Below are 26487 nucleotides of genomic sequence, written 5' to 3'. Positions count from 1 at the left end.
GTACTTTTGTCACAAGAAATTCCTTTGTATTATGAGCGCAGTAACCCCATTAGATTATGATGGTTTAGAGAGTAAAGGTTTGTTAAGGTATCTTAATATTGATATTCCTTTACATAATGTTTATGATTTTATAGAATTATCTCGGAATGGGATAGATAAAAGAGCATTACTACACCTTGCTAAAACGATCGATTTTGATTTAACTGAATTAGCACATGTATTGCATTTGTCTGAACGCACGATACAGCGTTATGAATTAAATAAAAAATTGAGTACTGAGGCAAGTGCAAAAGCACTGCAATTGGCTAAGCTTTATTCTAGAGGAGAGAATATTTTTGGTGATTTAGATCGTTTTAAACGATGGATGGAATATCCTAATATTGCATTAGCTACAAAAAAGCCAAAAGAACTTCTTGATACTACATTTGGATTTCAATTATTAAATGAAGAATTAATTCGTATTGAGCACGGAATTTTTGCATAATGCTAGTATATAGAATTGCTAAACAAAAGTATATAAAAGACTTAACTGGTATTGGAGCGAAAACTGTTGGAGGTAGATGGAATCCCAAAGGAGTTGCAGTACTATATACAAGCACAACAGCTGCTCTTTCTGTTCTAGAAGTGCTAGCTCACTTACCTGCCGCATATTTTCCTGATGACATGGCAATTGCCACTATAGAACTGCCAGATGAATTGACCACATCAATAGATATTAAAGAATTACCTAAGGATTGGAATAAAATCCCTCCATCAACAGGTATTCAGCATTTTGCTATGAATTGGATATCTGAAAATAAGTACTTAGGATTAAAAGTCCCCAGTATTATTGTACCTAGAGAACAAAACCTTCTTGTTAATCCTCTACATCCAGATTTTAATTTGGTTAAGTTAATCGAGATAGAACCTTTTAGTTTTGATACGCGCTTATTAAAGTAATTTTTTTCAATTTACCGTCTTCAAACGTACAATTATTAAAAATATCACTCTTTTAGGGGTAACATTTTTCCTGTTTTATACACTAAATAAGTAAACGATTAATGCTGTTCAATAATTCGTGTTTTAACAATTGGACAATGGTATAGATCATAGGTTTTTATAGATCAGTTTTTTAATTAATACATCTATATAAGCAACTTGAAAAAAAGGTATGAGTATAAAAATATTCGTGTATATTCGCGCCGAAATTTTCACTCCTATACACAATCGTTTTTTAAATAAATAATATGATGATCATTCATAGAGTGATCACATTTGTCAAAGATTATTGTTAGATATTTATAATGTTTTTAGGTTATAGTTATTTCTAAAAAGCGAATTGAATTTCATGAAATAACCAAGAGAAAACAAGGGGAAATCTTTACACATTATTAAATATCCATTTTTTTAAATTTTTTAAAACCAATTCATTTTAAACCGCACAATTTATGAGTAAAATTACGTTACCAACTTTTATTAGAATATTCTTTTTTTTAGCCTTGAGTACTCAATTAAATGCTCAGGATATTTGGTGGGAAAAATCAGCTAAATCGGATTCTGAAATTAAAGTTACCTCTGAAAATCAATACTCCGCTTTTGATATTAACAGTAATACAGTGGATAATGTACTCGATCAAATTTATTCTAACGTTTTTTATAACGAAGGAGATTTAGTCATGAGTTTTCCGAATGATAAAGAGGGTTATACCAATTATACCATTTCTGAAACAGAGGTTATGCATCCTAAACTTGCTGTTAAATATCCTCAAATTAGAACATTTGTTGGGTTTTCAATTGAGAACCCTAAAGAGGTTATTCGATTTAGTTATTGCCCAGTAGTTGGTCTAAATGGAAGTATAATAAGTCCAGGAAAGAACACTTTGATTATAAAACCAATAAATAAGACATCTCATATACTATATAATGCAAAAGCCGAAATTTCGGACTCTTTATTTGATTGCCAAACAGAAGAACTATCAAAAGCAATAGGTGTTCAAACTTTTGGAAATGAAAAAAATGCTAATGATGGTAATCTAAGGAGATATCGTTTAGCATTATCTGTAAGCGGAGATTATTCTCAATTCTTTTTAGATGGAACAGAAATAGATGACATAGAAAGAAGGATTAAAGTTATGACCGCTATGGTTTCATCGATTAATAGGGTGAATGGTATTTTTGAAAGAGATTTTGGTGTTACGATGCAAATTATTCCGGAGAATGATTCATTAATATTTCTGGATCCTTCATCAGATCCATATACTACCGGAGGTAATTTAAATGGGCAATTACAAAGTTCTATAGATACAGATCCTTCTATAGGTTCTGCAGCATATGATGTAGGACATTTATTTCATTTTGAAAACGCTGTTTATGGTAATGCAGGATGTATTGCTTGCGTTTGTACTGATGGTTCTAAAGGAAGTGCTTTTACAACGCATAGAGATCCCTCTTCTGACAATTTTAATTTAATTGTTGCTCATGAGTTTGGACACCAGTTTGGAGGATATCATGTACAGAGTAGTTCCAATTGTCGAAGTGGGGTTAATAGTGAAGTAGAACCTGGTAGTGGAAGTTCTATAATGGGATATGCAGGTATTTGTTCACCTGATGTACAAAACACTCCAGATGATTATTTCAATTTTGTCGATATAAGAGATGTAGCTATATGGACTATAGATAATAGTAATTGTGCAGAAATAATACCAACAGGAAATACAGCACCTGTTGTAGACGCAGGTAATGATTATACAATTCCTGGATCTACTCCATTTGTATTAGAAGGATCTGCTACGGATATTGATGGAGAAGAAAGTTTATCATATTGTTGGGAACAAAATAATCCAGAAGATCCTTTTTCTTCAAGTTTTCCGCAAGCTACTTGGGTTAATGGTCCATTATTTAGATCTAAGCTCCCATCGGGTTCAGCAAAAAGATATCTACCTCAATTAACGGATGTGCTAAATGGTAATCTTACTCCAACTTGGGAAGTACTGCCATCAGTTAGTCGTACTATGCGATTTGAATTAACTGTTAGAGATAATATACCGCAAGGAGGACAAACCAATACAGATGGTATATTAGTAACAGTTGATGGAAATTCTGGACCATTTATGGTAACATCCCAAAACACAGCAGAAGTTTGGAATGTTGGAGAAGAAGTAACGGTTAATTGGGATGTAGCAAATACAAATCTGACTCCAGTAAATGCAGGTAATGTTGATATTTTGCTTTCTGTTGATGGAGGATATACCTATCCTTATACAATACAAGATGATATAGTGAATGATGGTTCAGAGACTTTTAGTTTACCAAATGTAGATGGAACAACTACTGCTAGAATTATGGTAAAAGCTTCTGATAATATTTTCTTTGCTGTAAATAGTATTGATTTTACTATCCAAACGTCAGAATTTATAATTGCCCCTACAACAACTACAGTAGCGGTTTGTCAATCTGATGATGCTATTTACAATATAGAGTATAGAACGTTTTTAGATTTTAATGAAGAAGTTACGTTTAGCGCGGAGAACCTTCCGTTTGGAACTCAAGTAAATTTTACTCCATCTTCTATAAGTGGTTCTCATGTAAATGGAACTTCTATAGAGGCAAGGATTACGGGAACCGAAAATCTTGCCGTGGGATTTTATGAACTATCCATTAAAGGAAATTCAAATTTTGGTATTGAAAAAGAAGCAACTGTAAATCTTGAAATATTCAGTAATACAATAGTGCCATCTACGCTGATTTCTCCTACTAATAATGAAATAGGATTTGGTATTGATTCACTTTTTGAATGGTCTAATGATGTTAATAGTGATACATATGAAATTCAAATTGCGACCGATAGTAATTTTTTAGACATTATTGAATCAGCAATTGTTACAGAAAGTAATTATACTGCGGAACTTTTAGGGTATGATAGTTCCTATTTTTGGAGAGTTAGAAGCAATAATCCTTGTGGCATAAGTGAGTTTTCAATTAATAATTCATTTACAACACAGTGTTCAAGTCCAGAAAATTTTCGATCCATTGCTAATGGACCTTCTTATGTAGAGCTTGATTGGACAGATGTAAACTCAACGGAGTGGGAAATAGAGTATGGCTTTTCTGGTTTTGAGTTAGGCAATGGGAATGTAATTACTGTTACTTCTGTACCTTATCAGATACCAGGATTAGACTCATCAACAGACTATGATTTTTATCTTCGGTCTACATGTTTGGTTGGAGGAATCAGTACTTCTTTGGGACCTGTATCTGTTGCAACTACTCAGGATTTTTGTGCAGGAGATCATTTTTATGATTCTGGAGGAGTTGATGGTAATTATACAAATAATGAGAATATTACCACGGTTATAAGCCCTAGCAATTCTGCGGATAGAGTTAGAGTTGTGTTTGATGCTTTTAGTTTAGAGTCAGGATTTGATTCTTTACGAGTTTATGATGGACCAAATGATAGTTATCCAGCACTTCATCAAGGAGGAGGGTTTACAGGTGCTTCTATTGCAAGTGCCTTTGTTTCATCGGATATTTCAGGAAGTCTTACCTTTGTTTTCACTTCTGATGGCAGCGTTACATATTCAGGTTGGGATGCTCGCGTAATTTGCGAACCAAAACCTAATTGTGATGTACCATATGATTTTGTTGTGAATACTGTAAATAGCGATTCTGTAACTTTGAGCTGGAGTACGGACAACCAATCTTCTTCTTGGGATTTGGAGTATGGTTTGCAAGGATTTGAAGAAGGTACAGGAACTGTAGTTGTTAGTAATAGTCAAGTAAATTATAGTATTGATCAATTAGATCCAATAACTACTTATGATGTATATATAAGAGGGAATTGTGCTATTGGAGGAGTTAGTGATAAGGTTGGACCTATAACATTTCAAACGCTTTGTGATATTACGCAAGCTCCATTTAGTGAAAGTTTTGATGCGTTTAGCACCCCACAATGTTGGTTAGAATCTGGAATTGGTGCTTGGAATTATAGCCTTTCTGCTAGTTATGATGCTTCTCAAGCAGGAGATCGTAACGTTCAAGGAAATACAAATTATGCTTGGATAGATGGTTCTGCTCCAAATGGAGAGAACCAAATATCTATACTAACTACTCCGCTTATAGATATTTCTGCATTAACAATACCATCTGTCCAGTTTTCTGTATTTAGCAAGAACACCATTGATAATACCTATAACTCATTACAAGTTGATTTTTATGACGGTATTAATTGGAATACTATTTTAGAATTACAAGAAAATACGGGAGGTTGGAGAGATATCGCAATAAATATAGAGAATTATATAATCTCTGGACCTATACAGGTTAGATTTACAGTGACAGAAAATAGTACAGGTAATTCTGAATATAACGATGTTTTGATAGATGAGATTAAGATTGATGAAATGCCATCCTGTCAAAACCCTTATCAACTAGAAGTTTTAGAAGTTAAAGGTAGATCAGCAGTATTATCTTGGATTGCATCGGATATGGAATTAAGTTGGGAATTGCAATATGGTCTCCAAGGATTCACACCTGCAACCGCTATTAATGAAGTGGTTACTGTAAATCCCTATGAAATAACAGGTTTAGAACCGACAACGACTTATGAGTTATATTTAAGAGCAATATGTGATAGTGCTACAGGTGATAATAGCGATTTTATTGGACCGATAATTTTTACTACTGATTGTGATCCATACACGGCACCATTTATCGAAAACTACGCTTCTTTTGGAAGACCAATTTGTTGGCAAGAACAAGGTGATGTTAATTGGAACTATGGTCTTTATTTTGATAGTAATATTCAGGCTCAAATCCCTGATAGAACTACTGGGGCAGAAACAAATTATACATGGAAGTATAATAATTTTAATAATATTCAGGATCCTGAATATCTAATTTCTCCATTTATAGATGTATCTGCATTGAATATACCATCAATTCAATTTTCATTGTATAGTAATTCTATAAGTAATGAAAATTACAATACACTTACCGTAGAGTTTTTTGATGGCCTCAATTGGAATACACTATTGACTTTTGAAGAACCTACATTGGGGTGGAAAGATTATTATTATGATATTTCATCTTATACTATTACCGATGATATAAAAATTAGATTCGGTATTTTGGAAAATATCAATAGTTCAGAATATAATTATATTTTAATAGATGATGTTAAAGTTGATGAATTACCTTCTTGCTTTAATCCTAATTCTTTATTGGTTACTAGTGTAACTACGGATTCAGCTACAGTATCTTGGTTAGTTGGAAATAGCGAAACGAGTTGGCAGATTCAATACGGTGAAGAAGGTTTTGGACTAGGTAGTGGAACTATAATCGACACGATCGATAACCCAGAGACTATTACGAATCTTAGTTCAAATACAAAATATGATGTCTATCTTAGATCTAATTGTGAGGTTAATGGTTTTAGTGATTGGATAGGTCCAGTTTCTTTAAAAACTCAGGCTGATTTTTGTTCGGGAGATCGTTTTTATGATTCAGGTGGAGTTAATGGAGATTATTCAAATAATGAAAATGAAACAACAGTCGTTTCTCCTCAAAATTCACAAGATAGAATAAGAGTGGTGTTCGATTCCTTTCTTTTAGAAGGTTGTTGTGATTCACTTTCGGTTTATGATGGGCCCGATACGTCATCTCCTTTTTTAGGTTCTTTTACTGGGAGTAATTCACCTGGAGAAATAGTTTCAAACCATGAATCAGGATCACTTACTTTTGTTTTTAGATCCGATGGTAGTGTTACTTATTCAGGTTGGGATGCACGTGTAATTTGCGAACCAAAACCAAATTGTGATGCACCTGTAAATGTTTTTGTTTCTAATATACTTTCTAATGAAGCTGATTTATCTTGGACTGCATCGGGATTGGATTCAAATTGGGAAATAGAATATGGTGCAATAGGTTTTAACCAAGGATCTGGAACAACAGTGACGGCATCTTCTAGTCCATATACCTTGATAGAACTTTCTTCAGACACTTCTTATGATGTTTATATAAAGACTATCTGTGATGCAGGAGGATATAGTGATGTTAGAGGACCATTTAACTTCAGAACCCAGGTTTCATGTCCAGTTCCAACTGGTTTTGTGATCAATGGAGTTACAAGTAATAGCGCCGATTTAGGATGGAATGCAAATGGAGGAAATGAATTGTTTTGGGAGTTAGAATATGGTATAAGTGGTTTTGTACAAGGGAGTGGAGATTCTTTACGATCTAATACAAATACTATTGAACTAGAAAATCTTGAATCTACTGCTACATACGATGTTTATATAAAAGCAAATTGTGGTAATAATGATACTAGTACTTGGACTGGTCCATATAATTTTAGAACTTCTTGTAGTACGATTTCTGATAATCCAAATGAATATATCCAAAACGGAAGTTTTGAATGTGGAGACCTTGGATCGTGGAGATCTATTGGACCTGGAAATACTTCGGGATGTAGAATGAATTTTACAGTTTTAGATAATTCATCAAATGTATGTGTGATAGTTCCCGAGGTTAACCCTTCCGAAGGACAATTTGCAGCCTATACTAGTTTTGATGGTAATGCCGGAGATACTTATATTTTAGAGCAGACAGTTTCTCTCCCATCAAATTTGTCTACTTCATTATCGGCAGTGATATCTTTTGATTTCAGAGCAGAGTATGATGTTACCTATGGAACTGCAACAGCCGAAAGAACATTAAATGTTGATTTATATGATTCTTCAAATAATTTTATTAGATCCATAGAGGAACAATCATTTGGCATAAATCCTCAGATCGGTAGTATTGATTTATCTTTTAGTCAAGATATATTAAATGAAATACTTAGCTATAGTGGACAAGAGATTATTTTGAGATTTAGCGCTTATATTCCAGATTCTAGCACAGGACCAGCTAAAGCAATGATTGATAATGTCTCTCTTATTATAGAAAATACGCTTTCTACAGAAGAAGAAGAAATAGTAAGTAATGAGGTATTGTTATTTCCAAATCCTAATAAAGGAAGTTTTGTATTGAATTATAAAGGACAAAATAATTTAGAGAAGCTATTGATATATGATATTACTGGTAAAATTGTGTACGAAGAAACTTTGTCAGGTTTTAATGAACAAAAACAAATCTCTCTTAATAATGCACAAGCTGGAATCTATCTTGCTAGGATAATTTCTGATAAAGGAGTTGTAACAAAAAGAATAATTATAGAGTAAAATAATAATAATTTATAAGTGTTTAAAAAGCCTATAAAGTTTTTACTTTGTAGGCTTTTTTTTAATTTTCTTTAATTTCATTCATTAATAAAAAAGCGTCGTTTACATACTCTTTTTCTAAAAATAAAGTAAAATAATTAGAAGTAGATATCATTTCAAAAACCGGAATACCTTCATATGCTAAGAGTTTAAAGATATAAAAATACAATCCAATAGATCTAGAACTATCATCAGGCAGCGCAATGGACATAGAGGATAAACTATCCGTAATTGAAATACAGGTTTCATTTTTGAAATGATCTTCTACGATTTCTTTTAAAGACGAGGAGACTAGTATATTACTTTCTTGAAAATTGCTCGAATATGTGAAATAAGTTTTCGTCTTATCCTTTACAGTATTTAATAAATTAGATTGACTAGTAAGAATCGTATTAGAGTTTAAAAAGGCGTATTCAGTAATTCCTGATCTTACTACAATATCTCCTAAACTACCAAGGTTTTCAGAATGTTTAATTCTTTTAGGATGATATCTACGCAGTGCCATAACAATAGAACCAGGTTTTACGGGTTTTCGCATTTCTTTCTCTACTTGAGGTAATAAGTCAGTAGCAAGAGAACTAAAATTAATGATATCTCTTGATAATGCATCTTCTAAAAAGGGCTGATGCCGTAGTATATTATGAACACAATCCGTTATAGTTTTCATTTTGTTAGATATTTAACATTTTGTGTAAATATATACTTTTTTTATGAAAATATTTATTCTTTATTCACTATTGTCTAATTATGCATTGTTAAAAAGAAAATGCAATGAAGATTTTAAAGTTTGGAGGAACGTCTGTCGGGTCGGTAGAAAATTTACATAAAGTAAAAGATATCCTTATTAGTGATAATGGCCAAAAGATTGTGGTATGTTCTGCAATGTCGGGAGTGACGGATCAATTAGTAAAACTGGTTGCATATATAAAGCTAAAGGATGCGGAAGCAATTACTAGAAATTTACATAAATTAGAAAGCAAACATTTAGACGTTATTGATGTATTAATTGATGATATAGCGCTAAGAAATGATCTTAAAGATGGCGTATCATCTATGATCACGGAGATGCTGGAATTGTCGAATCAAGAGTATTCCGAAGCTTTAAACGCTACGGTACTCACTTTTGGGGAAACACTACTAACGTATATTTTTTCCGGTTTTTTGAATGCTACAAACGTTTCGAACAAGCTTCTTAGTGCAAAAGATTTCATGTATGTAGATAATACAGATAACCCTAATATTGCTAAGGTTTCTAAAAAACTCACTAAAATTATAAATACTAATCCTGCCAATATATATATTACTCAAGGATTTGTTTGTAAGGATCATTTAAATCAAATTAGTACACTTAAAAGAGGAGGAAGTGATTATACTGCTACTATAATTGGAGCAGCATTAAACGCACACGAGATTCAGATATGGACAGATATTAACGGATTGCATAATAACGATCCCAGATATGTTGAGGGAACAAATCCTATATCACATCTTACATATAATGAAGCTGCGGAGTTAGCTTATTTTGGAGCAAAAATATTACATCCTCAAACAGTTTCGCCAGTTGTAAACAAAGATATTCCTGTATTATTAAAAAACACCTTTGATCCAGAAGCTCCAGGTACAGTAATCTCTAATAAGACTTATAGAAAAGGTTTGAAAGCGATTTCGGCAAAAGATGGTATAACTGCTATCAAAATTAAATCAAATAGGATGTTGATGGCTCACGGATATCTGAGAAGAATTTTTGAGGTATTCGATAACTATCATACATCCATAGATATGATTACTACTTCTGAGATCGCCATTTCTTTGACAATTGATGACACAACGTATATTGATGAAATTGTAAAAGAGATAGAAGGATATGCAGAAGTAACAGTAGAGCAAAATCATACTATTATATGTGTTGTAGGAGAATCCGTAATTAATGATAAAAACTCCCATAAGCTTTTTGAAATTTTAAATTATATCCCGGTCAGAATGATTTCTTACGGAGGAAGTAATAATAATATTTCTATTCTTGTAGAAACAAAAGACAAAATACCAACCCTTAGGTTTTTAAATGAGAAATTGTTCCTTACTCATCAGGAACCAGTTCTTTAAATTGTTTGTTATGTAATGATGAGTCTTTAGTGGAGAGGAAATTAGCACAATTCTAACTGATTCTCAAAGACAGTAACAACTCCACTTTTTATTAAAATTATTGTTTTACTAAATCCCAACAATTAACCAGGTTGGGATTTTTTTTTGAAGTAATATAGGGTATGAAGATAATTAACTGTTTTATATATATAAATTAGAAACACAAACAACGTCATGCTCAAGAGAATTATAGAAAAATATCGTCTGGAAATTGTTTTATTTGTTTTTTATTCGGTAGTAGCCATTACATTTGTTAAATTCTTTTTACTCCCATAAAGGGTGTTAATTTTTGTTTCATAGGTTTTTGTTTTAAAATTGCGCGAACATTTTTTACACCCACTACTAACATATTTTTAATTAAAAATTTCTTTCCATTGAATCGGGTTCTTTCTAATCCATATTGCATATTCAACAATATCAACCTATTCTGTTTTCTTACTCATTTATACTATTAAAACGATAAATAGTAGACCTAATGATACGTGTAGTATAGTTAAGTTTTAAAATTTATTTAAAAAAAACAAACTATTTAGAGGTAACATATATTAATAAGCAAACATATACTAATGACAATAGCATTGCGTATACGAGAAATAATGCTATCGCTTTAATCAAAATAGAGAATATGCTTATTAAAGTCTTCGGAAGTGCCGTTTTTGGTGTTGAGGCTACAACAATCACAGTAGAAGTAAATATAGATAAAGGAATAGGATACCATTTAGTCGGATTACCGGATAATGCAATCAAAGAGAGTAGTTTTCGAATTGCAGCTGCATTGCAGAATAATGGTTATAAACTTCCAGGTAAGAAAATCACTATTAATATGGCTCCTGCAGATCTTAGAAAAGAAGGGTCTGCTTATGACCTAACATTAGCATTGGGTATTCTGGCTGCCAGTTCACAGATAAAAGGAGAAAATATTTCGGATTATCTAATTATGGGAGAACTTTCTCTCGATGGAAGTCTTCAACCAATAAGAGGAGCTTTGCCAATTGCTATCAAAGCAAGAGAAGAAGGGTTTAAAGGTTTTATATTACCCAATCAAAATGCTAAAGAAGCGGCAATCGTGGATAACCTTCAAGTTTATGGTGTAGAAAATATAAAAGAGGTGATTGATTTTTTTGATGGAAAAGGCTCATTGGAACAAACGATTGTCGATACGCGTGAAGAGTTTTTTAAAGAGCTAGACAATCCCGAGTTTGATTTTGCAGATGTAAAAGGACAGGAAAGTATAAAAAGATGTATGGAGATTGCTGCTGCTGGTGGACATAATATCATTTTAGTAGGACCTCCAGGAAGTGGTAAAACGATGCTTAGTAAACGGTTACCCAGTATTTTACCTCCGATGTCTCTGCAAGAAGCTCTGGAAACTACCAAAATTCATAGTGTGGTTGGTAGAATCAAAGATAATGTAGGGCTTATGGCGCAACGCCCATTTCGCAGTCCTCATCATACGATATCCAATGTAGCATTAGTGGGTGGAGGTAGTTATCCACAACCAGGTGAAATCTCATTATCTCATAACGGAGTTTTGTTTCTGGACGAACTCCCAGAATTTAAGCGAGAAGTACTAGAGGTAATGCGTCAACCATTAGAGGATCGAGAAGTAACTATATCCAGAGCAAAATTTACGGTGACTTATCCATCTAGTTTTATGTTAGTAGCAAGCATGAATCCTAGTCCCGGTGGATATTTTAATGACCCTGATGCGCCAGTAACTTCTTCTCCCGCAGAAATGCAGCGATATCTGAGTAAGATTTCGGGACCATTATTGGATCGAATCGACATTCACATAGAAGTAACTCCAGTACCTTTTGATAAATTAAGTGAAGAAAGAACAGGAGAAACTAGTGTGGAAATAAGAAAGCGCGTAATTAAAGCAAGAGATATCCAGACTAAACGTTTTCTGGAACTAAAAAACATTCATTATAATGCTCAGATGGGTGTAAAACAATTACGTGTGTATTGCGAATTAGACAGTACCTCTAAAGACTTACTAAAAACAGCTATGGAACGTTTAAATCTTTCCGCCAGAGCGTATGACAGAATTCTAAAGGTTTCACGAACCATTGCAGATCTTGAAGGCGTTACTGCTATTCATGGAGATCATATTTCGGAGGCTATTCAATATCGTAGTTTAGATAGAGATGGTTGGTTGGGGTAGCTTTTTAACAATAGTTTTTCTTAATTTTCTTATAAAATAGAGGTAAATTGTTTTTCCCCGACTCACCTTTACTATAGTAATTTTAAATAATCCTATTTTAACTGAAAATTCCCTCAATTATATGAAGTTTTTCTGTAACAAAATGAAATAATAATTGTCTTAATAAGAAAGGGTAATTGCTAAAATCTATGAATAACCGCTAATATCAATGTTTAATCAATATATACGTTTTGTCATGTTTTTTTATAAACCAATTCAAACTCGATATTTTATTAAGTTATTTTTTTTTATACTTTTTTTTAAATCGATGGCACAGAAAAAAGATTCGTCTTTTCTGCAAGAAAATATCATTCCTGAAAGAGTAAAATCTTTTATAATAGAATCTGATTCTATTCAGGAAATAAATAAATTGATTTCTAAAACATTATCAGAAGATAAAGATTCTGCATTAGCCATAGCTTATAGTAAGCTATTTCTCGAACGAGGACAGGTTGAAAAAGATTATAATATTCAATATCTGTCTAGCTATCAAATAGCATATATCGAGTATATCCGATCTAATTATGTAGCAACTATAAAGAATGCATTGATATCTACAGAAGTTGCAGAAAAAATGAAGGATACCAGTAGAATTATAGATAGTAATGTGCTATTAGGTAGCGCATATTATTTGATTGGAGCTTATGATAATGCACTGAAACCATATCTCAGAGGAAAAGAACTTTCTAAAGCAATTGGAAGTTTTTCTTATGAAATTATATGTCTTACGAACATCGCCAATTCTAGAATGAAACTAAAGAGATATAAAGATGCACTGGCTAGTTTTGATTTGATTATAGAAACATTACAGAATGAACAAGATGATAATTTTATACAGTATCAAGAAACTTATTTGAGTTCCTTATTGGGAAAAGGAAAATGTCTAACAGAATTGAATGATCTGAATCAAGCAATAGAAACCTATAATCTAGGCGTTGAATTATCAGAAAAAAATAATTTGTTAGAATATAAAAGCTATTTCTATATCAATTATGGTGATATATATTATAAAAAACAAGAATATCATAAGGCATTAGGCTTTCTTAAAGAAGGCAAAGATATTCTTAATAACATAACTGGAGGACAACAAACCAATCTCCATATTGCAAATTATTATATCGCTAGATGTTATTTTCAATTAGAGGAATATGAAGAAGCTATTTCCATGCTGAATGAAAATTTTGACCTTATCGGTGATCGCAAAGAAACTGATAAAATTGAAGATATGTATCAATTAGCCATAGCAATCTCAAAAGCAACAAATGATAAAGAACAGCAAATACTTTATTACGATAAATTACAGAAAACAATTCAATATAAAAGTGATAAACAACTAAAAGCTAAGGATATTTTGTACGAAGATGATTTAAAAGATTATCAACTAGAGAATGCAAAACTTGAAACCGAAAAAACAAAAACTGCCGCGAGTAAAAAGATAATTCTTATCATTTCTATTTTATTGCTGGTTATATTATTATCTGTGCTTATTGGATATAGAAGAAAAATAAAAATGAGAGAGCAAAAGTTTCTTTCTATAATAGAAGATATACAACGAAAAGAATCTATTGCTAAACCTAAAGTACCGGTTGCTAATTTGGAAATTGAAGATAAAAAAGCAAGAAAAATTTTGAATCAACTTCAGGAAATAGAAGCTACACATTTTTATTTGTCTGAAGATTGCAATTTATACTCTACAGCAAAACTTCTAGGTACTAATACCTCGTATTTGTCCAAAGCTTTAAACGAAACAAGGAAACAATCATTTAACCAGTATATCAATGAACTAAGAGTAAATTATGCATTGTTGAAACTTAGAGATGATTCTGTTTTTAGATCGTATACGATTAGAGCTGTTGCCAAAGAACTAGGGTACAAAAGTCACACTACATTTATAAAAGTATTTAAAAGTAAAACAGGAGTAAATCCAGCATATTATATTAACAAATTAGAGGTGGCGTAGAGGGTTAGCCGTTTAAATTTATAAATATGAACAATTACATTTATTAAAAAAGCTGAAATAGTAATACTTTGTTTAGGATTATAAACCTAAAATTATTGCTCAATGAAAACACATAGATCTTTTCTCTTATTGCTTATAATATTTACGAGTGTAGCATATGCTCAGGATGAATCATTTGTAACAGGAAATAAAATTAATATGGTTATTTCTGTAACAGATGTTCCTAGGGATGATGCTACTCATTCGACTCAGAAATTAGAAATGATTGTACCGGATTCGTTGAAATTAAATAAAAAAGATATAAAACTCAGAGTAGTTTTAGATTATAAATCTGTCATTGATACTGTAAGATATTTTAGGCTGTCTAAAACGGTTGTACCAGGCGCGCCTTTAGGAGCGTCATTACCGGTAATTATACCACCTATAAAAAAACCTAATGACCCATCTGAGCCATCTGATTCATTTAGTAGCTCTAATGGTTATCCTTATCTTTTTAATAACCCTCTCCATTTTCATTTAAAAAAACACAAATTATACCTTAGTTTAATAGAATATGATACTGAAGAAGATTATCTGAAAGATGAATTTGGTTTGGAAGGAGTAGTTCGCGATGAGAAAGTAATTAATATTAGTTTAATAAATCGTGAATCTAAAGAACTCATAATAGACAATCTTACAAAAAACTCTTTTCTGCTGTATCCAAATCCTTTTGATAATCAGGTAACCATTGATATAAGTAATAAAAAAACTAGTGAGCAGATAAAAGTGGATGTCTTTAGTATCAATGGTATTAAAGTAATTAGTTATAATTTAGGAAACGCACATAAAAACAATCAACAACAATATATTTTGGATACATCTCACTTAAAAAAAGGAGTATATTATTGTTATGTAACTGAAGGGAGTACATCATATTATAAAACTATTCTTAAAGAGTAGTATACATCTTTTTTTAGTTTACAGAAGCCTCCTGAAGATGTATCTTCAGGAGGCTTCTTTTTGGATCATATTTAAGAGAGTATTGTATTCCACTAAACTTAAAATGATATTAAAAGAAACACTATCCAAGTCACTTTCATTCTATAACTTTTATTAGTCAAACTGATCATATAAATATCAAATTAATACAGGTTTTAGAATATGATGAAATCTTTTTCATGTTTTTAAGTATTTGAAAATCAAACATTAACATAAATTATGTTAATAGTTGGTAATGATTGAGTACTCTGGATTCAATCATTGTACAAATTTATAAATCTGAAAATCAAGTCTTTGTTTTAGCCAAAAACTGCTCCTAATTTTGGGTAAACACTTTTACCAAATAAGTATCATACGTCATCCTAAGAAATACATAAAAAACAGACACAAAACGTGGGTGTCTCTAAATGTCACACGGATATAATTTTTAAAAATTTATAGAGATGTTAAAACACATTTTAAACCTAAAAGGGGTTCAGCAATTAAACAAAACTGAAAAGATTTTTATCAAAGGAGGAGTACAGATTGATTGTACATCAGATGCTGATTGTTCATTCAGAAACAGAGTATGCGGTAGCAATGGTTATTGCATTACTCCTCAATGTACATCAAATGCTCAGTGTGGTGCTGGCTATGTATGCACGAATTACAGTTGCATTAGCTGTTAAATCACAGTATGTGTTACAGATTTAAAGGAGTCACCTGAAAATCCTAAATAGAGTAAGGGTAATTTATAATTTATTTAATATGAAAAATTTAAAAAAATGGAACATCGAAGGAGTACAAATATTAACAAGAGAACAAACAAGAGTTATTAATGGGGGACTTGAAGAGCTAGTATGTGATTGGGTAGGAAGTGAGTATATCTGTTTTGATGTTATTGATGTAGATGGTTAACAGACTATAATAATTACAAAAATCACTTTAAAATTCAAGAATAATTTAAATCATTCAAATCATGAAAACTTTAATTTTTAAACTACGATATGTATTAGCATGCTCCATCTTAATGGGGTTATTAATCACAACATCTTGTGAGAAAGAAGAAAACCTTACTGAGTCAATAGAATCGGTTGATAATGTAGATAATCTAGAAGAAAAACGTTTTTCTACACCAGACGATCCTGATTTCAGACCACCAAATATTCCTCGACCACCGCAATTTGATGCTGTATGCGTAGTAAGGTTGGCCTATTTGTCATACTTAAGAAGATGCCCAGAAAACCAAAGTGTTGTAAATGGTTGGGTAAGTGTACTTCTTACTAGAGGGTTTGATGATTTAGCAGAAGGGTTTATCACATCACACGAAGCTAATGTAAAATGGAATTCACAATATCACAGCTTTTTATCGAGAAATCATCTTACAAGTTATCAAATTGACAAGAAGGTTTATATAGCATATAGAGGACTCTTATTGCGCGAACCGGATGTAAATGGAGGAATTGGCTGGACTCATAATCTCCGTCAGTTTGGTCTTAAATTTGTTGTCAACGGCATTGCCAACTCTCAAGAGTTTGCAAATAGATTAGCAAATATATCAACAGAATGTACGAATGCGGCTAATCAATGTCAGTTTTAGTATGATTGCATAATTTGATTGTTATTTGGACTGAATTCCTCCTTTTTGATGGAATTCAGTCTTCTTTCTTGAAAGAAGTAGTTTTAGATAAACTATAGTATCTCTTATTCCAAAAAGCATTTTTATAGTCTTCTTTTCTGGAAGCCGTTTCCCTATTTTTTATAATAAGATGTGTTTTATCTATTTCTTTACTTCTATACCCAAGCAGATGGAAGAATTGCTTTGTAAAAAACCTAGCTACTTTTAGATTCACAATTAAGGAATCTTTTTTATCAGATATCCAATGAATTCCGGGAAGTGTAGGTAAAATATGATCAAACCTTATTTTTCGTAAGATAGTGGATAGATACATAAAGAAATATGGAGTCTTTTTAATAATAAAAAAACCATCATCACCTTTATCTTGATAAAGAGGCATAAAAACTCTCCCTTTGCTTTTTGCTATAACACTTTTACCATCACTAATAGCTAAGCTTTGCCCTTTGTTGATTTTCTGAAAATTAATAAAACCAGTTTTCATACTAAACCGTTCTCCTTTTCTAATTTTATGAAGGTAGAAGATTTCGTAGGTCTTGTGAGACTTCTTTAGCGTGCTATTCAGAAATTCATAATGTTTGTCAAAATCCACATCATTTTTATGAATACACCCTGCAAATACCATCGATAGATAAGTAAAGGAAATATGATTTTTTACAGAATTTGGATCATCATGCTGACCCGCTTCAAATCCAAAAGAAACATATCCGTGTTCATTAATATAACTCAATAATGGACCATCTAAATATTCTTCAATACCCAGAATCATACGTATCGGATATTGCATAGTAAATCTTCTGTTTAGCATACTATCATTAACCGTAAGGAATGGTATTGTTTGGCTAGAAGTAGTATGCAAGTCAAAGAAATAGAAAGGCCCTTTTTCTACATCAAGGATGTTTTTTAGCGTATTATATATATCTAGTTGTTGGATACTATCTTCATTATCGGGATGAGGTTTATTAGTGTATAAATCTTTTATATTATCATTAGTCCACAGTCGATTTAGATCTTCTTTTTTGTATCGAACACCATTTTTAAGAGCCCATAAATTCCCACTGATTCCATACATGTTTCCAGACATCGGTATTTTTAGAACTTCTAAGTTTTCAAAAACCTTTTTTAAAGCAAATACACCTGCAGGTTCGTTGCCATGAATACCTCCGAAAAAAATTAATGTAGGACCAGGTTGATTGCCTTTGTGATAACCAATAAGACGTTCGATATCAATAGACTGATCTAATGCTTTACTATATATTTTGACCATTATCAAATTCGATTACATCTTTAATCGTTATAATACCCACCAAATCTTTTCCTTGAACAATAGGAAGACATCCTATTTCATTCTTTTTCATAATTTTAATTGCTTCCTGAATAGTAGTTTTTGGAAGTATGGTAATTACTTCTTTGGTCATAATGTCTGCTACAATTTGATCTAGATTTTTTTGAGACGATTTTTGATAGTTTTTAGCGTGTGTCCAAGTAAGAAGGCCGCATAATTTTCCAGAATTATCTTCAACAGGTACGTGATGGATATCTTTCCATTTCATTACACTGGTAGCAAGACTAGCGATATCATTTTGATTTACAGTAAATAAGCGGGTGGACATAATGTGTTTTACGAGATGAGGGGAAGGATTACATGCTTTTGATTTGTTTTCTATTTCTTTCCATTGATGTACAGGAGAACCATTTTGTTGATTTTGATACATTACTTTTGTTAATACTCTTAATGCATCATCTTGTTTAAGGCTTTTACGGAGTTTGCGATAATTTTTAATTTGCCATTCTGATCCAGAAGTGCCTTTAGTTCTATATTCAATAATACCCAGTAGTTTTTCTATGTCCAGTTTGTCAATCTTCATTTTCTCTAAACCAGTATACGCAATAGGTAATAATTCTTTAAGAACTAAATCTTGTACTGAGATTTGTTTTCCCATCCAATGTAAAATAGAATCTTTACCCATTCTGGCTGTTTTAATGAAATTAGCTTTTGCATCTTTAAACTCCATACAATTGGATATTTGGTCAAACTCAGAAGGCCTACCAACCATTAAACCTACCCAAAATGCGAAGTTGGCCATTTCATCTTTAACCGTTGGGCCTGAAGGGATATAACGATTTTCGATACGTATATGAGCCTTTCCATTACCCACACCATAACAAGGTCTATTCCAACGATAAATGGTTCCGTTGTGTAATGAAAGCGCTGGTAACTTTGGGATATTTCCTGTACGCAGTTCTTCTAATGAATTTTTCTCAATATTTTTTGCTAAAAGTATTTTGTGATTAGCAATATCATTTTTGTAAACATCTATGATAGACCCATAAGCCCAATGATCACCGAAAGAAACTCTTGCTGTCTGATCTTTTAAGGCATATGATGAACCGCGAGTATCCAAGCTTTGACGAAATAAGGCAATCCGTGTCTCACTCCAGAGTTCTCGTCCAAGTAAGAGGGGAGAATTGGTGCAAATCCCAAGAATAGGAGCAGAAATAGCCTGAGCCCAATTATAGCTTGATATAAAATCTTTAGGAGGAATTTGAAGGTGTAATTGGAAACTGGTGTTACAAGCTTCAAAAAGCACAGAATCATGATCTGTCGTTAGTTCATCAACTCCTCTTAAATGGAGTCTGAAATCGGCATCTCGTAATTCTCTTAGTTTTTTATTTAACTCCCAATATCTTTGACTAGGTGTCATATAATCAAAGCTTAACTGGTTTTTACTAATCGTGGGTAAAATACCAGCCAATAGCACCTTAGTATTTAATTTTTCAGCGTGTAATGATGCTTTTTTAAGTAAAGTTGATAATTGATTTTCAACCCGATCGAAACAATTATTTTTTAATTCTATAGGATCAAGGTTTATTTCTAAATTATATTTAGCGAGCTCTGTTGTGAAATGAGGGTCATTGATTGATTTTAAAATATCTTCAGCGTTAGTTGCCGGACGCCAAGCATCAGTAATTAGGCAAAATTCTTGCTCTGAACCAATACGTACAATATCGTCTTCGATTAGGTTTTGTTCGAGCATTAATTCTAACGCTTTAATATCATCGAGGAGGTTTTTAATGAAGGTAGCCCGCCTATCTCTATGATTTATTGTATCAACTGAATGTTCGCCCATTTCCTGCGTTTATAAGCATTTGTATATAAAATAGCTTCGTTTACATGCTTCGAAGTTGAATAAACCATAGCAAATAAAAAATGATTTATATCAGTAAACTCTATTCAATAACCATTATAACAATCTTAAATTTTATGATGAATTCGTAAAAAACTAGAAATTGAAAGCTCTTAATTATCAGTTATACAGTCTTTTTAACTTTTTTTTAATAATATAACAAGATAAATACTCATTTCCTTAAAGTACTTTTAGCATCTTAATCAAAAAGTTAAATCATGAAAACCCAGATATCTAGGATGCTTATTGTAGCAATGTCCTTTTTATTTGTTTCTGTAATTTCTTGTAACAAAGAGGGAACGGAAGCAGAAGTACAAACAGAAAGCGAAGAAGTTGGTAAATTATCTATCGATTTCGAAAAGTATGAATTAGAAAACGGCCTTCAGGTGGTTTTACACCAAGATAAATCCGATCCTATTGTTTCTGTAGCGATTCAGTATGGAGTTGGGTCTAACCGTGAAAAAACCGGAAGAACAGGATTTGCTCATTTATTTGAGCATATGTTGTTTCAGGAATCAGAAAATGTTCCACAAGATCAATTCTTCAAAATAATTCAAGATGTTGGAGGAACTCTTAATGGAGGAACTTGGCAGGATGGAACAATCTACTATGAAGTAGTTCCTAAAAATGCAATGGAAACAGTTATGTGGTTAGAATCTGATAGAATGGGATTCTTAATCAATACCGTTACAGAAGGTGCATTTAAGAATCAACAAGAAGTGGTTCAGAATGAAAAAAGACAGCGAGTAGATAATAATCCTTATGGACATACGAGTTGGGTTATCGACAAAAATATTTTCCCTGAAGGACACCCATATAACTGGCAGGTGATAGGTGAATTAGTTGACCTTCAAAATGCAACAGTAGAAGATGTGAAGGAGTTTTATGATAAGTATTATGGACCAAATAATGCAACCTTAGTGCTTGCAGGAGATTTCGAAACTGCAGATGCTAAAGCAATGATCGAAAAGTATTTTGGTGAGATCAAGAAAAGACAAACAGTAGAAAAGCTTAAAGTTCAGAATGTAACCTTAGCAGAAACTAAAAGATTCATGCACGAGGATAACTTTGCTACGACAGCACAGCTTAATATGGTTTGGCCTACAGTAGAGCAATATACTAAGGATGCTTATGCGCTTGACTTTTTAGGAGAGCTATTAGCAGAAGGAAAGAAAGCGCCGTTATACAAAGTATTAGTAAAAGATAAAGAGTTAACATCCGATACGAATGCTTGGAATCGCTCTATGGAAATTGCAGGTAAATTTAGAGTTAATGTTACAGCTAATGAAGGAAAAAGCCTTGCTGATATCGAAGCTGGAGTTTTTGAAGCATTTAAGAAGTTCGAAGAAGAAGGAATCACTGATACGGATATCGAACGTATTAAAGCCGGTCTTGAAACACAATTCTATAATGGAATCAGTAGTGTATTAGGAAAATCGTTTCAATTAGCGCAGTATAATGTATTTGCTGGTGATCCTGGATTCATTACAGAAGATATAGAAAATATAAAAGCTGTTACTAAAGAAGATGTAATTAGAGTATACAATACATACATCAAGGATAAGCCATATGTAATTACTAGTTTTGTCCCTAAAGGTAAAACTGATTTGGCAGCTAATGATTCTGAAAAAGCAGCTGTTGTAGAAGAAGAAATTAAGGAAAATGTAGCAACTGAGGTAGCAGAAACGAAAGAAGAGATTGAGAAAACACCATCGGCTTTTGATCGATCTGTATCTCCAAAAGAAGGAGAGTCTCCTAAGTTAAATGTACCTTCTTCTTGGAATACGACACTTGCTAACGGAATGAAAGTATATGGTATTGAGCAAAATGAACTTCCATTAGTAAATTTCAGTTTAGTGATTTCTGGAGGACATTTATTGGACTCTTTTGATAAAGTTGGAGTTGCTAATCTTATGACAGATATCATGATGGAAGGTACAGCTAATAAAACTCCAGAGCAATTAGAAGAAGAAATAGAATTGCTAGGAGCTTCTATTAATATGTATACAACAAGAGAAGCGATTGTAATTAGTGGAAATACGCTAGTACGTAACCTAGATAAAACAATAGACCTTGTAGAAGAGATTCTTTTGCAACCTAGATGGGACGAAGAAGAGTTTGCAAGAATCAAAACAAAAACGATTAACGGAATCAAAAGATCTGCTGCAAATCCTAATGTAGTTGCTAGAAATGTATATAATAAAGTACTTTATGGTGATAAGCATATGTTTGCATATCCAACAAGTGGAACTGTAGCATCTGTAGAGTCTATAACGATAGATGATTTAAAACAATTTTACACGAATAATTTCTCGCCTTCGGTAAGTAAATTTCAAATTGTGGGAGATTTAAATCAGAGTAAAGCTCTTGCCTCTCTTAAAAAATTAGAAAGTCAATGGGCAAGTAAAGAAGTAACTATTCCAGAATATGAGATCGTAAATAATAGAGATAAAGCTTCTTTGTATTTTGTTGATATACCAAATGCTAAACAATCTGTTATTAATATTGGATACCTTTCCATGGCACGTACAGATAAGGATTATTTTCCTGCTACTGTAATGAACTATAAATTAGGAGGATCTTTTTCTGGAAATGTAAACCTAATTCTGAGAGAAGAAAAAGGATATACGTATGGCGCTAGATCAGGGTTTAATGGTAGTAAGATTCCAGGTACTTTTACAGCTTCCTCTAGTGTACGTACAAATACAACTTTTGAATCTGTGAAAATCTTTAAAGACGAGATTGAAAAGTATAAAGGAGGTATTTCTGAAGAAGATCTTGAGTTTACTAAAAATGCGTTGATCAAATCCAATGCACGTAGGTTTGAGACTCAAGGAGCATTGTTAGGAATGTTACAAGAAATGGGAAGATATGATCTTACACCAGATTATATTGCTAAAGAAGAGGCAATTATCCAAGGAATGACTCTTGAACAACATAAAGCATTAGCAAACAAATATCTTGATGAGTCTAAAATGGCTTATTTAGTTATTGGTGATGCAGCTACTCAATTCGAACAGTTTAAAAAAGCTGGATTTGATGAAGTATTAATGTTAGATAAAGATGCTAAAGAAGTAAAGTTATCTGATGTAAAAATGTAAACATTACATCATATTAATATTTAAAAAAGAAGGGATAAAATTTAATTTTATCCCTTCTTTTAGTTTTAAATGCTATTATGTTTGATTTTTATTTTTTGAACTAGTTTGCACACATACTTTTTAAACTCCATATTCCGTATACCATATCCATCTAGTCCAATTAATTCGACATCTCTGGTGTTCTCTATCTTTAACTGAATATAAAACAAAGAATACCCATCTCGTTTAAACCAGATTTCATTTTCCTTTCGTAAGATTTCATAAGAACTACATTCTTCAGAAAAAGGAGATTCTTTAATTAAGGAATAGTTTTCATAATTGATACATTCATAATGTTTTTCAATTTTTGCCCAATATGATTGATAGTACAACAATATAATTGCGATGCCTATTATTAGTAAAACAATTGCTACCATGATTTTGTGAAATTTTAAGGAGATTCTAATAATTCCCTATTGATTGATTTACTGAAAAGAAGTTTAAATCCGTTGATTTATGATCTAAAACTAGTTCGCTTTTTTCTATATCATTTTCAAAAGTTACAATTCTTTCTAAAGCCCCTAATTCATTATAAACTTTCCATTGACCTTGTCTTTTTCCTTTTATAAATTCACCTTCAATATTGATTTTTCCATCAGGATGAAAAGCTTTCCAAATTCCAGATTCCTTACCATTCTTATAATGTTCAATAAATAGTAAGGCTCCATTACTGTAGTAGATTTTCCACAAACCGTGGGTTTTATCATTCAGGAAATTCCCTTCTTTTTTCAGTTGACCGTTTGCATAAAAAAACTTCCAAGATCCATTCAATTTGTTATTGGCTGTCTCTCTAACTTCTTTAATTGAGCCATTGGGATAGTAAAAGACCTTCTGATTACTTTTAGGTGTTCTAGTATTTATAGACGAACTATCCTTAGTTTTATCGGTTAGAAGAGCCAATTCCTGTGAGTTAACCTTAGAAAAGAAAATGAAACTAACTAAGAATAATAATTTGAAGAGTATGTTTTTCATGATAAAAGTGTTTTGCGGTTTTGATCCATACAAAGATTTATAATAAAATACATTCTTATTACACCTCTTATAGTGAAAATGTCCTCACTGTTTTCAGGGAAGAAGGTTTATGAAAAGCCTGTTTACTGGTGTTTAGACCTGTTATCTACACCAAAGTACAATAAAACAGTAATTTTTTAGGGACATTTAACCCTTTCTCGAGAAGTTATTTTCCTGTACAGATTCCGTGTTTTAGCTATATTAATTTATATACCTAAAACATAATTTTATATCATCTTAATCAAGCATACAATTCCCTTTTTATCGATTAAGAATAACTACCCCATTTATCATTAGAGTGCCCTATTTCTTTGATTTTTAAAATATGAATCATCTTTTAACTTCAATTCTTGATGTAAAAGAAACTGATTTATAAAAACAGTTAATTCTATAATTAAAAGAATATGATATTCGAAATACTACAAATCATTACGGAAGAGGTCAACAATTTCTTCAATATAGAGATCGAAGAAAAACCAGTTTCGTTAGATAACATAGCCTTTATAGAATCAGAAACTAATGACAATACAAACACCAGTAATAATGTAGTGCTATCATTACTGCATACAGAAGAGGAAGCTACATTGAAAAATATACCCAACCACCAAATAGAAGGAACTAAAGTTGTCTATAAAAACAACAAGGTTCATCTTAATCTGTATATAATGTTCTCTGCTAATAGAACTGATTATACAGAATCCCTAAAAAGTTTGTCAAAAATCATCGAGTTCTTTCAGTCAAAAAGAATTTTTACGCAAAGCAATACCATTTTTGATAGAGAAGTAGATGGAATGGATAAGATTAAGGATTTCAGATTTACTGTAGAACTCTTTAGCCCATCTTTTGAAGAGATGAATTTTATCTGGGGAACACTCGGAGGTAAACAATATCCTTCGGTAATATATAAAGCAAGTGTTCTAGAAATTGAAAGAGATGTTACACAATCCGAAGGAAGTTTAATTACCGAAATAAATGGGAATTTAAATCATAAATAAATGGCATTTAGAACTTTATATAAAACAATGTTTACGATAGATCTGCTTCATTCTTATTTTCTGAATGATGGAGTATCACCTTATATATCCATGAATGATGATGATAAAAAAGAGCAACTTAAAAAACACAATTTTTTAGATTACATCAACGTGATTCCTTCTTATGCTACTCAAGTAAAGTTGAAAAACCATAAGTTAATTTTAAGAAAAGGGCTAGATGGTTTCAGAGTATTAGCCAGTGTGATTGAAGAGAATAATAAATTTAAGACACACAGACTTTTAGAAAATGACCTAAAACTTACCTTTTTAGTATATGTAAAAGATTACTTATTTGATAATTATACTGAACTAACAAAAACGGATAATAGACTTTACTATTTCTCTAATATCAAACCAGCCACAGAGGTGGATCCTTACTCTTATGTTCCTTTGAGTTCATCAAATGATCTAATTACGGATGATTTTTCGTTGACGGAAGAAAGTACGCGACAATTATGGTATGATACGGAACAAGATAACATCCGGACAGAAATAAAGAAGCGACTGGATTTAATTGCAGAGCTCGATGAAGATGACCTCATTACTGATGAAGGAAAGAAAATTCTGGATCAATCCATTCAAAAAGAACAAAGCAAAGGATTATTAGGAATTATTGAATTACAAATGATTGGTGACAATACTATGGATGTCATCGAGATTGATAATACGGATCTCAATGATATTAAAAGTTTTTTATTAGATCCAATTCCAGCGTATAAACTTCATTTCGAAAACAGAAAGACTATCTGGAAGTATATAAAAAAATCCGATGAGAATGAGTTAGAAACTTCTTCGGTAAAACCCTTAACCAGAAACGGTTTTATAGAAATAGATCCAGATACCGATTTTTCTGGTCCATTACCTACCGATATAGATAAATACATTTTTCCGAACCCTACGGCAAACATCATAAAACAAATTACTGACGAAAACACAAATATAACAACAACATATTCTGAAATTTTTATTTAAAAACGAT

Annotated in this window: 18 protein-coding genes; 13 read left to right on the top strand and 5 right to left on the bottom strand. The window is 32.0% G+C overall.

What is annotated here, in order from left to right; genetic code table 11:
• Window positions 1-31 precede the first annotated feature (31 nt).
• The 3 genes from Q0975_RS22845 (at window position 32) to Q0975_RS22835 (ending at window position 8198) form a co-directional block, all read left to right on the top strand.
• A complete protein-coding gene (locus tag Q0975_RS22845; protein WP_299441207.1) occupies window positions 32-484 on the top strand; it encodes an antitoxin Xre/MbcA/ParS toxin-binding domain-containing protein in 453 nt (150 codons plus the stop codon).
• On the top strand, window positions 484-939 hold the full coding sequence (locus tag Q0975_RS22840; RefSeq protein WP_299441204.1) for an RES family NAD+ phosphorylase: 456 nt from the start codon (window positions 484-486) through the stop codon (window positions 937-939). The genes Q0975_RS22845 and Q0975_RS22840 overlap by 1 nt, the downstream gene beginning before the upstream one ends.
• 488 nt (window positions 940-1427) lie before the next feature.
• Entirely contained in the window at window positions 1428-8198 is a 6771-nt protein-coding gene (locus tag Q0975_RS22835) for a reprolysin-like metallopeptidase (protein ID WP_299441201.1), read from the top strand.
• A 61-nt stretch (window positions 8199-8259) separates the two neighbouring features.
• Here the strand turns inward: Q0975_RS22835 and Q0975_RS22830 are convergent, their stop codons facing one another.
• Entirely contained in the window at window positions 8260-8904 is a 645-nt protein-coding gene (locus Q0975_RS22830; protein ID WP_299441198.1) for a hypothetical protein, read from the bottom strand.
• 104 nt (window positions 8905-9008) lie between these two features.
• Between Q0975_RS22830 and Q0975_RS22825 the strand changes: the two genes are divergently transcribed.
• The 7 genes from Q0975_RS22825 to Q0975_RS22795 all read left to right on the top strand — a co-directional run bounded on the left by Q0975_RS22825 (window position 9009) and on the right by Q0975_RS22795 (window position 17099).
• The gene (locus Q0975_RS22825; RefSeq protein ID WP_299441195.1) at window positions 9009-10340 is read left to right on the top strand and encodes an aspartate kinase; all 1332 of its coding nucleotides are present in this window, start codon (window positions 9009-9011) and stop codon (window positions 10338-10340) included.
• A gap of 664 nt (window positions 10341-11004) precedes the next feature.
• Window positions 11005-12543: a YifB family Mg chelatase-like AAA ATPase gene (locus Q0975_RS22820; RefSeq protein WP_299441192.1), complete on the top strand. Its 1539-nt coding sequence runs from the start codon at window positions 11005-11007 to the stop codon at window positions 12541-12543.
• A gap of 307 nt (window positions 12544-12850) precedes the next feature.
• Entirely contained in the window at window positions 12851-14542 is a 1692-nt protein-coding gene (locus Q0975_RS22815; protein WP_299441189.1) for a helix-turn-helix domain-containing protein, read from the top strand.
• A 102-nt stretch (window positions 14543-14644) separates the two neighbouring features.
• A complete protein-coding gene (locus Q0975_RS22810) occupies window positions 14645-15481 on the top strand; it encodes a T9SS type A sorting domain-containing protein (protein ID WP_299441186.1) in 837 nt (278 codons plus the stop codon).
• 482 nt (window positions 15482-15963) lie between these two features.
• Window positions 15964-16188 carry a hypothetical protein gene (locus tag Q0975_RS22805; RefSeq protein WP_299441183.1) on the top strand — a complete coding sequence of 75 codons (225 nt, stop codon included), beginning with the start codon at window positions 15964-15966 and terminating at the stop codon, window positions 16186-16188.
• Between the two features lie 79 nt (window positions 16189-16267).
• Window positions 16268-16417 carry a hypothetical protein gene (locus Q0975_RS22800; protein ID WP_299441180.1) on the top strand — a complete coding sequence of 50 codons (150 nt, stop codon included), beginning with the start codon at window positions 16268-16270 and terminating at the stop codon, window positions 16415-16417.
• 61 nt (window positions 16418-16478) lie between these two features.
• Entirely contained in the window at window positions 16479-17099 is a 621-nt protein-coding gene (locus tag Q0975_RS22795; RefSeq protein WP_299441177.1) for a hypothetical protein, read from the top strand.
• Between the two features lie 55 nt (window positions 17100-17154).
• Here the strand turns inward: Q0975_RS22795 and Q0975_RS22790 are convergent, their stop codons facing one another.
• Window positions 17155-18402 (bottom strand): succinylglutamate desuccinylase/aspartoacylase family protein, encoded by a 1248-nt coding sequence (locus Q0975_RS22790; protein ID WP_299441174.1) that lies wholly within the window; start codon window positions 18400-18402, stop codon window positions 17155-17157.
• On the bottom strand, window positions 18386-20266 hold the full coding sequence (locus Q0975_RS22785; RefSeq protein ID WP_299441171.1) for a CBS domain-containing protein: 1881 nt from the start codon (window positions 20264-20266) through the stop codon (window positions 18386-18388). The genes Q0975_RS22790 and Q0975_RS22785 overlap by 17 nt, the downstream gene beginning before the upstream one ends.
• A 275-nt stretch (window positions 20267-20541) precedes the next feature.
• Here Q0975_RS22785 and Q0975_RS22780 point away from each other — a divergent pair, with 275 nt between their 5' ends.
• The gene (locus Q0975_RS22780; protein ID WP_299441168.1) at window positions 20542-23424 is read left to right on the top strand and encodes a pitrilysin family protein; all 2883 of its coding nucleotides are present in this window, start codon (window positions 20542-20544) and stop codon (window positions 23422-23424) included.
• Between the two features lie 65 nt (window positions 23425-23489).
• On the opposite strand, the gene Q0975_RS22775 is transcribed toward Q0975_RS22780, so the two are convergent.
• Both Q0975_RS22775 and Q0975_RS22770 read right to left on the bottom strand, forming a co-directional pair.
• A complete protein-coding gene (locus Q0975_RS22775; protein WP_299441165.1) occupies window positions 23490-23840 on the bottom strand; it encodes a hypothetical protein in 351 nt (116 codons plus the stop codon).
• A 25-nt stretch (window positions 23841-23865) separates the two neighbouring features.
• Complete coding sequence (locus Q0975_RS22770; RefSeq protein WP_299441162.1) at window positions 23866-24435, bottom strand: toxin-antitoxin system YwqK family antitoxin; 570 nt, start codon at window positions 24433-24435, stop codon at window positions 23866-23868.
• 443 nt (window positions 24436-24878) lie between these two features.
• Between Q0975_RS22770 and Q0975_RS22765 the strand changes: the two genes are divergently transcribed.
• Entirely contained in the window at window positions 24879-25469 is a 591-nt protein-coding gene (locus Q0975_RS22765; protein WP_299441159.1) for a DUF4255 domain-containing protein, read from the top strand.
• Window positions 25470-26480, top strand: a complete 1011-nt coding sequence (locus Q0975_RS22760; protein WP_299441157.1) for a hypothetical protein — start codon at window positions 25470-25472, stop codon at window positions 26478-26480.
• The last annotated feature ends 7 nt before the right edge of the window (window positions 26481-26487 follow it).

It is taken from the genome of uncultured Aquimarina sp. (genome assembly GCF_947500065.1).
In the GTDB taxonomy this organism is placed as follows: domain Bacteria; phylum Bacteroidota; class Bacteroidia; order Flavobacteriales; family Flavobacteriaceae; genus Aquimarina.
This window is presented reverse-complemented; position numbering and strand designations above follow the sequence as displayed.

Bases quoted from the DNA above. Each gene is read 5' to 3' on its own strand.
- Q0975_RS22800 (WP_299441180.1), top strand. From the start codon at position 16,268: ATGAAAAATTTAAAAAAATGGAACATCGAAGGAGTACAAATATTAACA.
- Q0975_RS22795 (WP_299441177.1), top strand. From the start codon at position 16,479: ATGAAAACTTTAATTTTTAAACTACGATATGTATTAGCATGCTCCATC.
- Q0975_RS22765 (WP_299441159.1), top strand. From the start codon at position 24,879: ATGATATTCGAAATACTACAAATCATTACGGAAGAGGTCAACAATTTC.
- Q0975_RS22835 (WP_299441201.1), top strand. From the start codon at position 1,428: ATGAGTAAAATTACGTTACCAACTTTTATTAGAATATTCTTTTTTTTA.
- Q0975_RS22845 (WP_299441207.1), top strand. From the start codon at position 32: ATGAGCGCAGTAACCCCATTAGATTATGATGGTTTAGAGAGTAAAGGT.
- Q0975_RS22805 (WP_299441183.1), top strand. From the start codon at position 15,964: ATGTTAAAACACATTTTAAACCTAAAAGGGGTTCAGCAATTAAACAAA.
- Q0975_RS22760 (WP_299441157.1), top strand. From the start codon at position 25,470: ATGGCATTTAGAACTTTATATAAAACAATGTTTACGATAGATCTGCTT.
- Q0975_RS22790 (WP_299441174.1), bottom strand. From the start codon at position 18,402: ATGGTCAAAATATATAGTAAAGCATTAGATCAGTCTATTGATATCGAA.
- Q0975_RS22770 (WP_299441162.1), bottom strand. From the start codon at position 24,435: ATGAAAAACATACTCTTCAAATTATTATTCTTAGTTAGTTTCATTTTC.
- Q0975_RS22785 (WP_299441171.1), bottom strand. From the start codon at position 20,266: ATGGGCGAACATTCAGTTGATACAATAAATCATAGAGATAGGCGGGCT.
- Q0975_RS22830 (WP_299441198.1), bottom strand. From the start codon at position 8,904: ATGAAAACTATAACGGATTGTGTTCATAATATACTACGGCATCAGCCC.
- Q0975_RS22815 (WP_299441189.1), top strand. From the start codon at position 12,851: ATGGCACAGAAAAAAGATTCGTCTTTTCTGCAAGAAAATATCATTCCT.
- Q0975_RS22810 (WP_299441186.1), top strand. From the start codon at position 14,645: ATGAAAACACATAGATCTTTTCTCTTATTGCTTATAATATTTACGAGT.
- Q0975_RS22780 (WP_299441168.1), top strand. From the start codon at position 20,542: ATGAAAACCCAGATATCTAGGATGCTTATTGTAGCAATGTCCTTTTTA.
- Q0975_RS22825 (WP_299441195.1), top strand. From the start codon at position 9,009: ATGAAGATTTTAAAGTTTGGAGGAACGTCTGTCGGGTCGGTAGAAAAT.
- Q0975_RS22775 (WP_299441165.1), bottom strand. From the start codon at position 23,840: ATGGTAGCAATTGTTTTACTAATAATAGGCATCGCAATTATATTGTTG.
- Q0975_RS22820 (WP_299441192.1), top strand. From the start codon at position 11,005: ATGCTTATTAAAGTCTTCGGAAGTGCCGTTTTTGGTGTTGAGGCTACA.
- Q0975_RS22840 (WP_299441204.1), top strand. From the start codon at position 484: ATGCTAGTATATAGAATTGCTAAACAAAAGTATATAAAAGACTTAACT.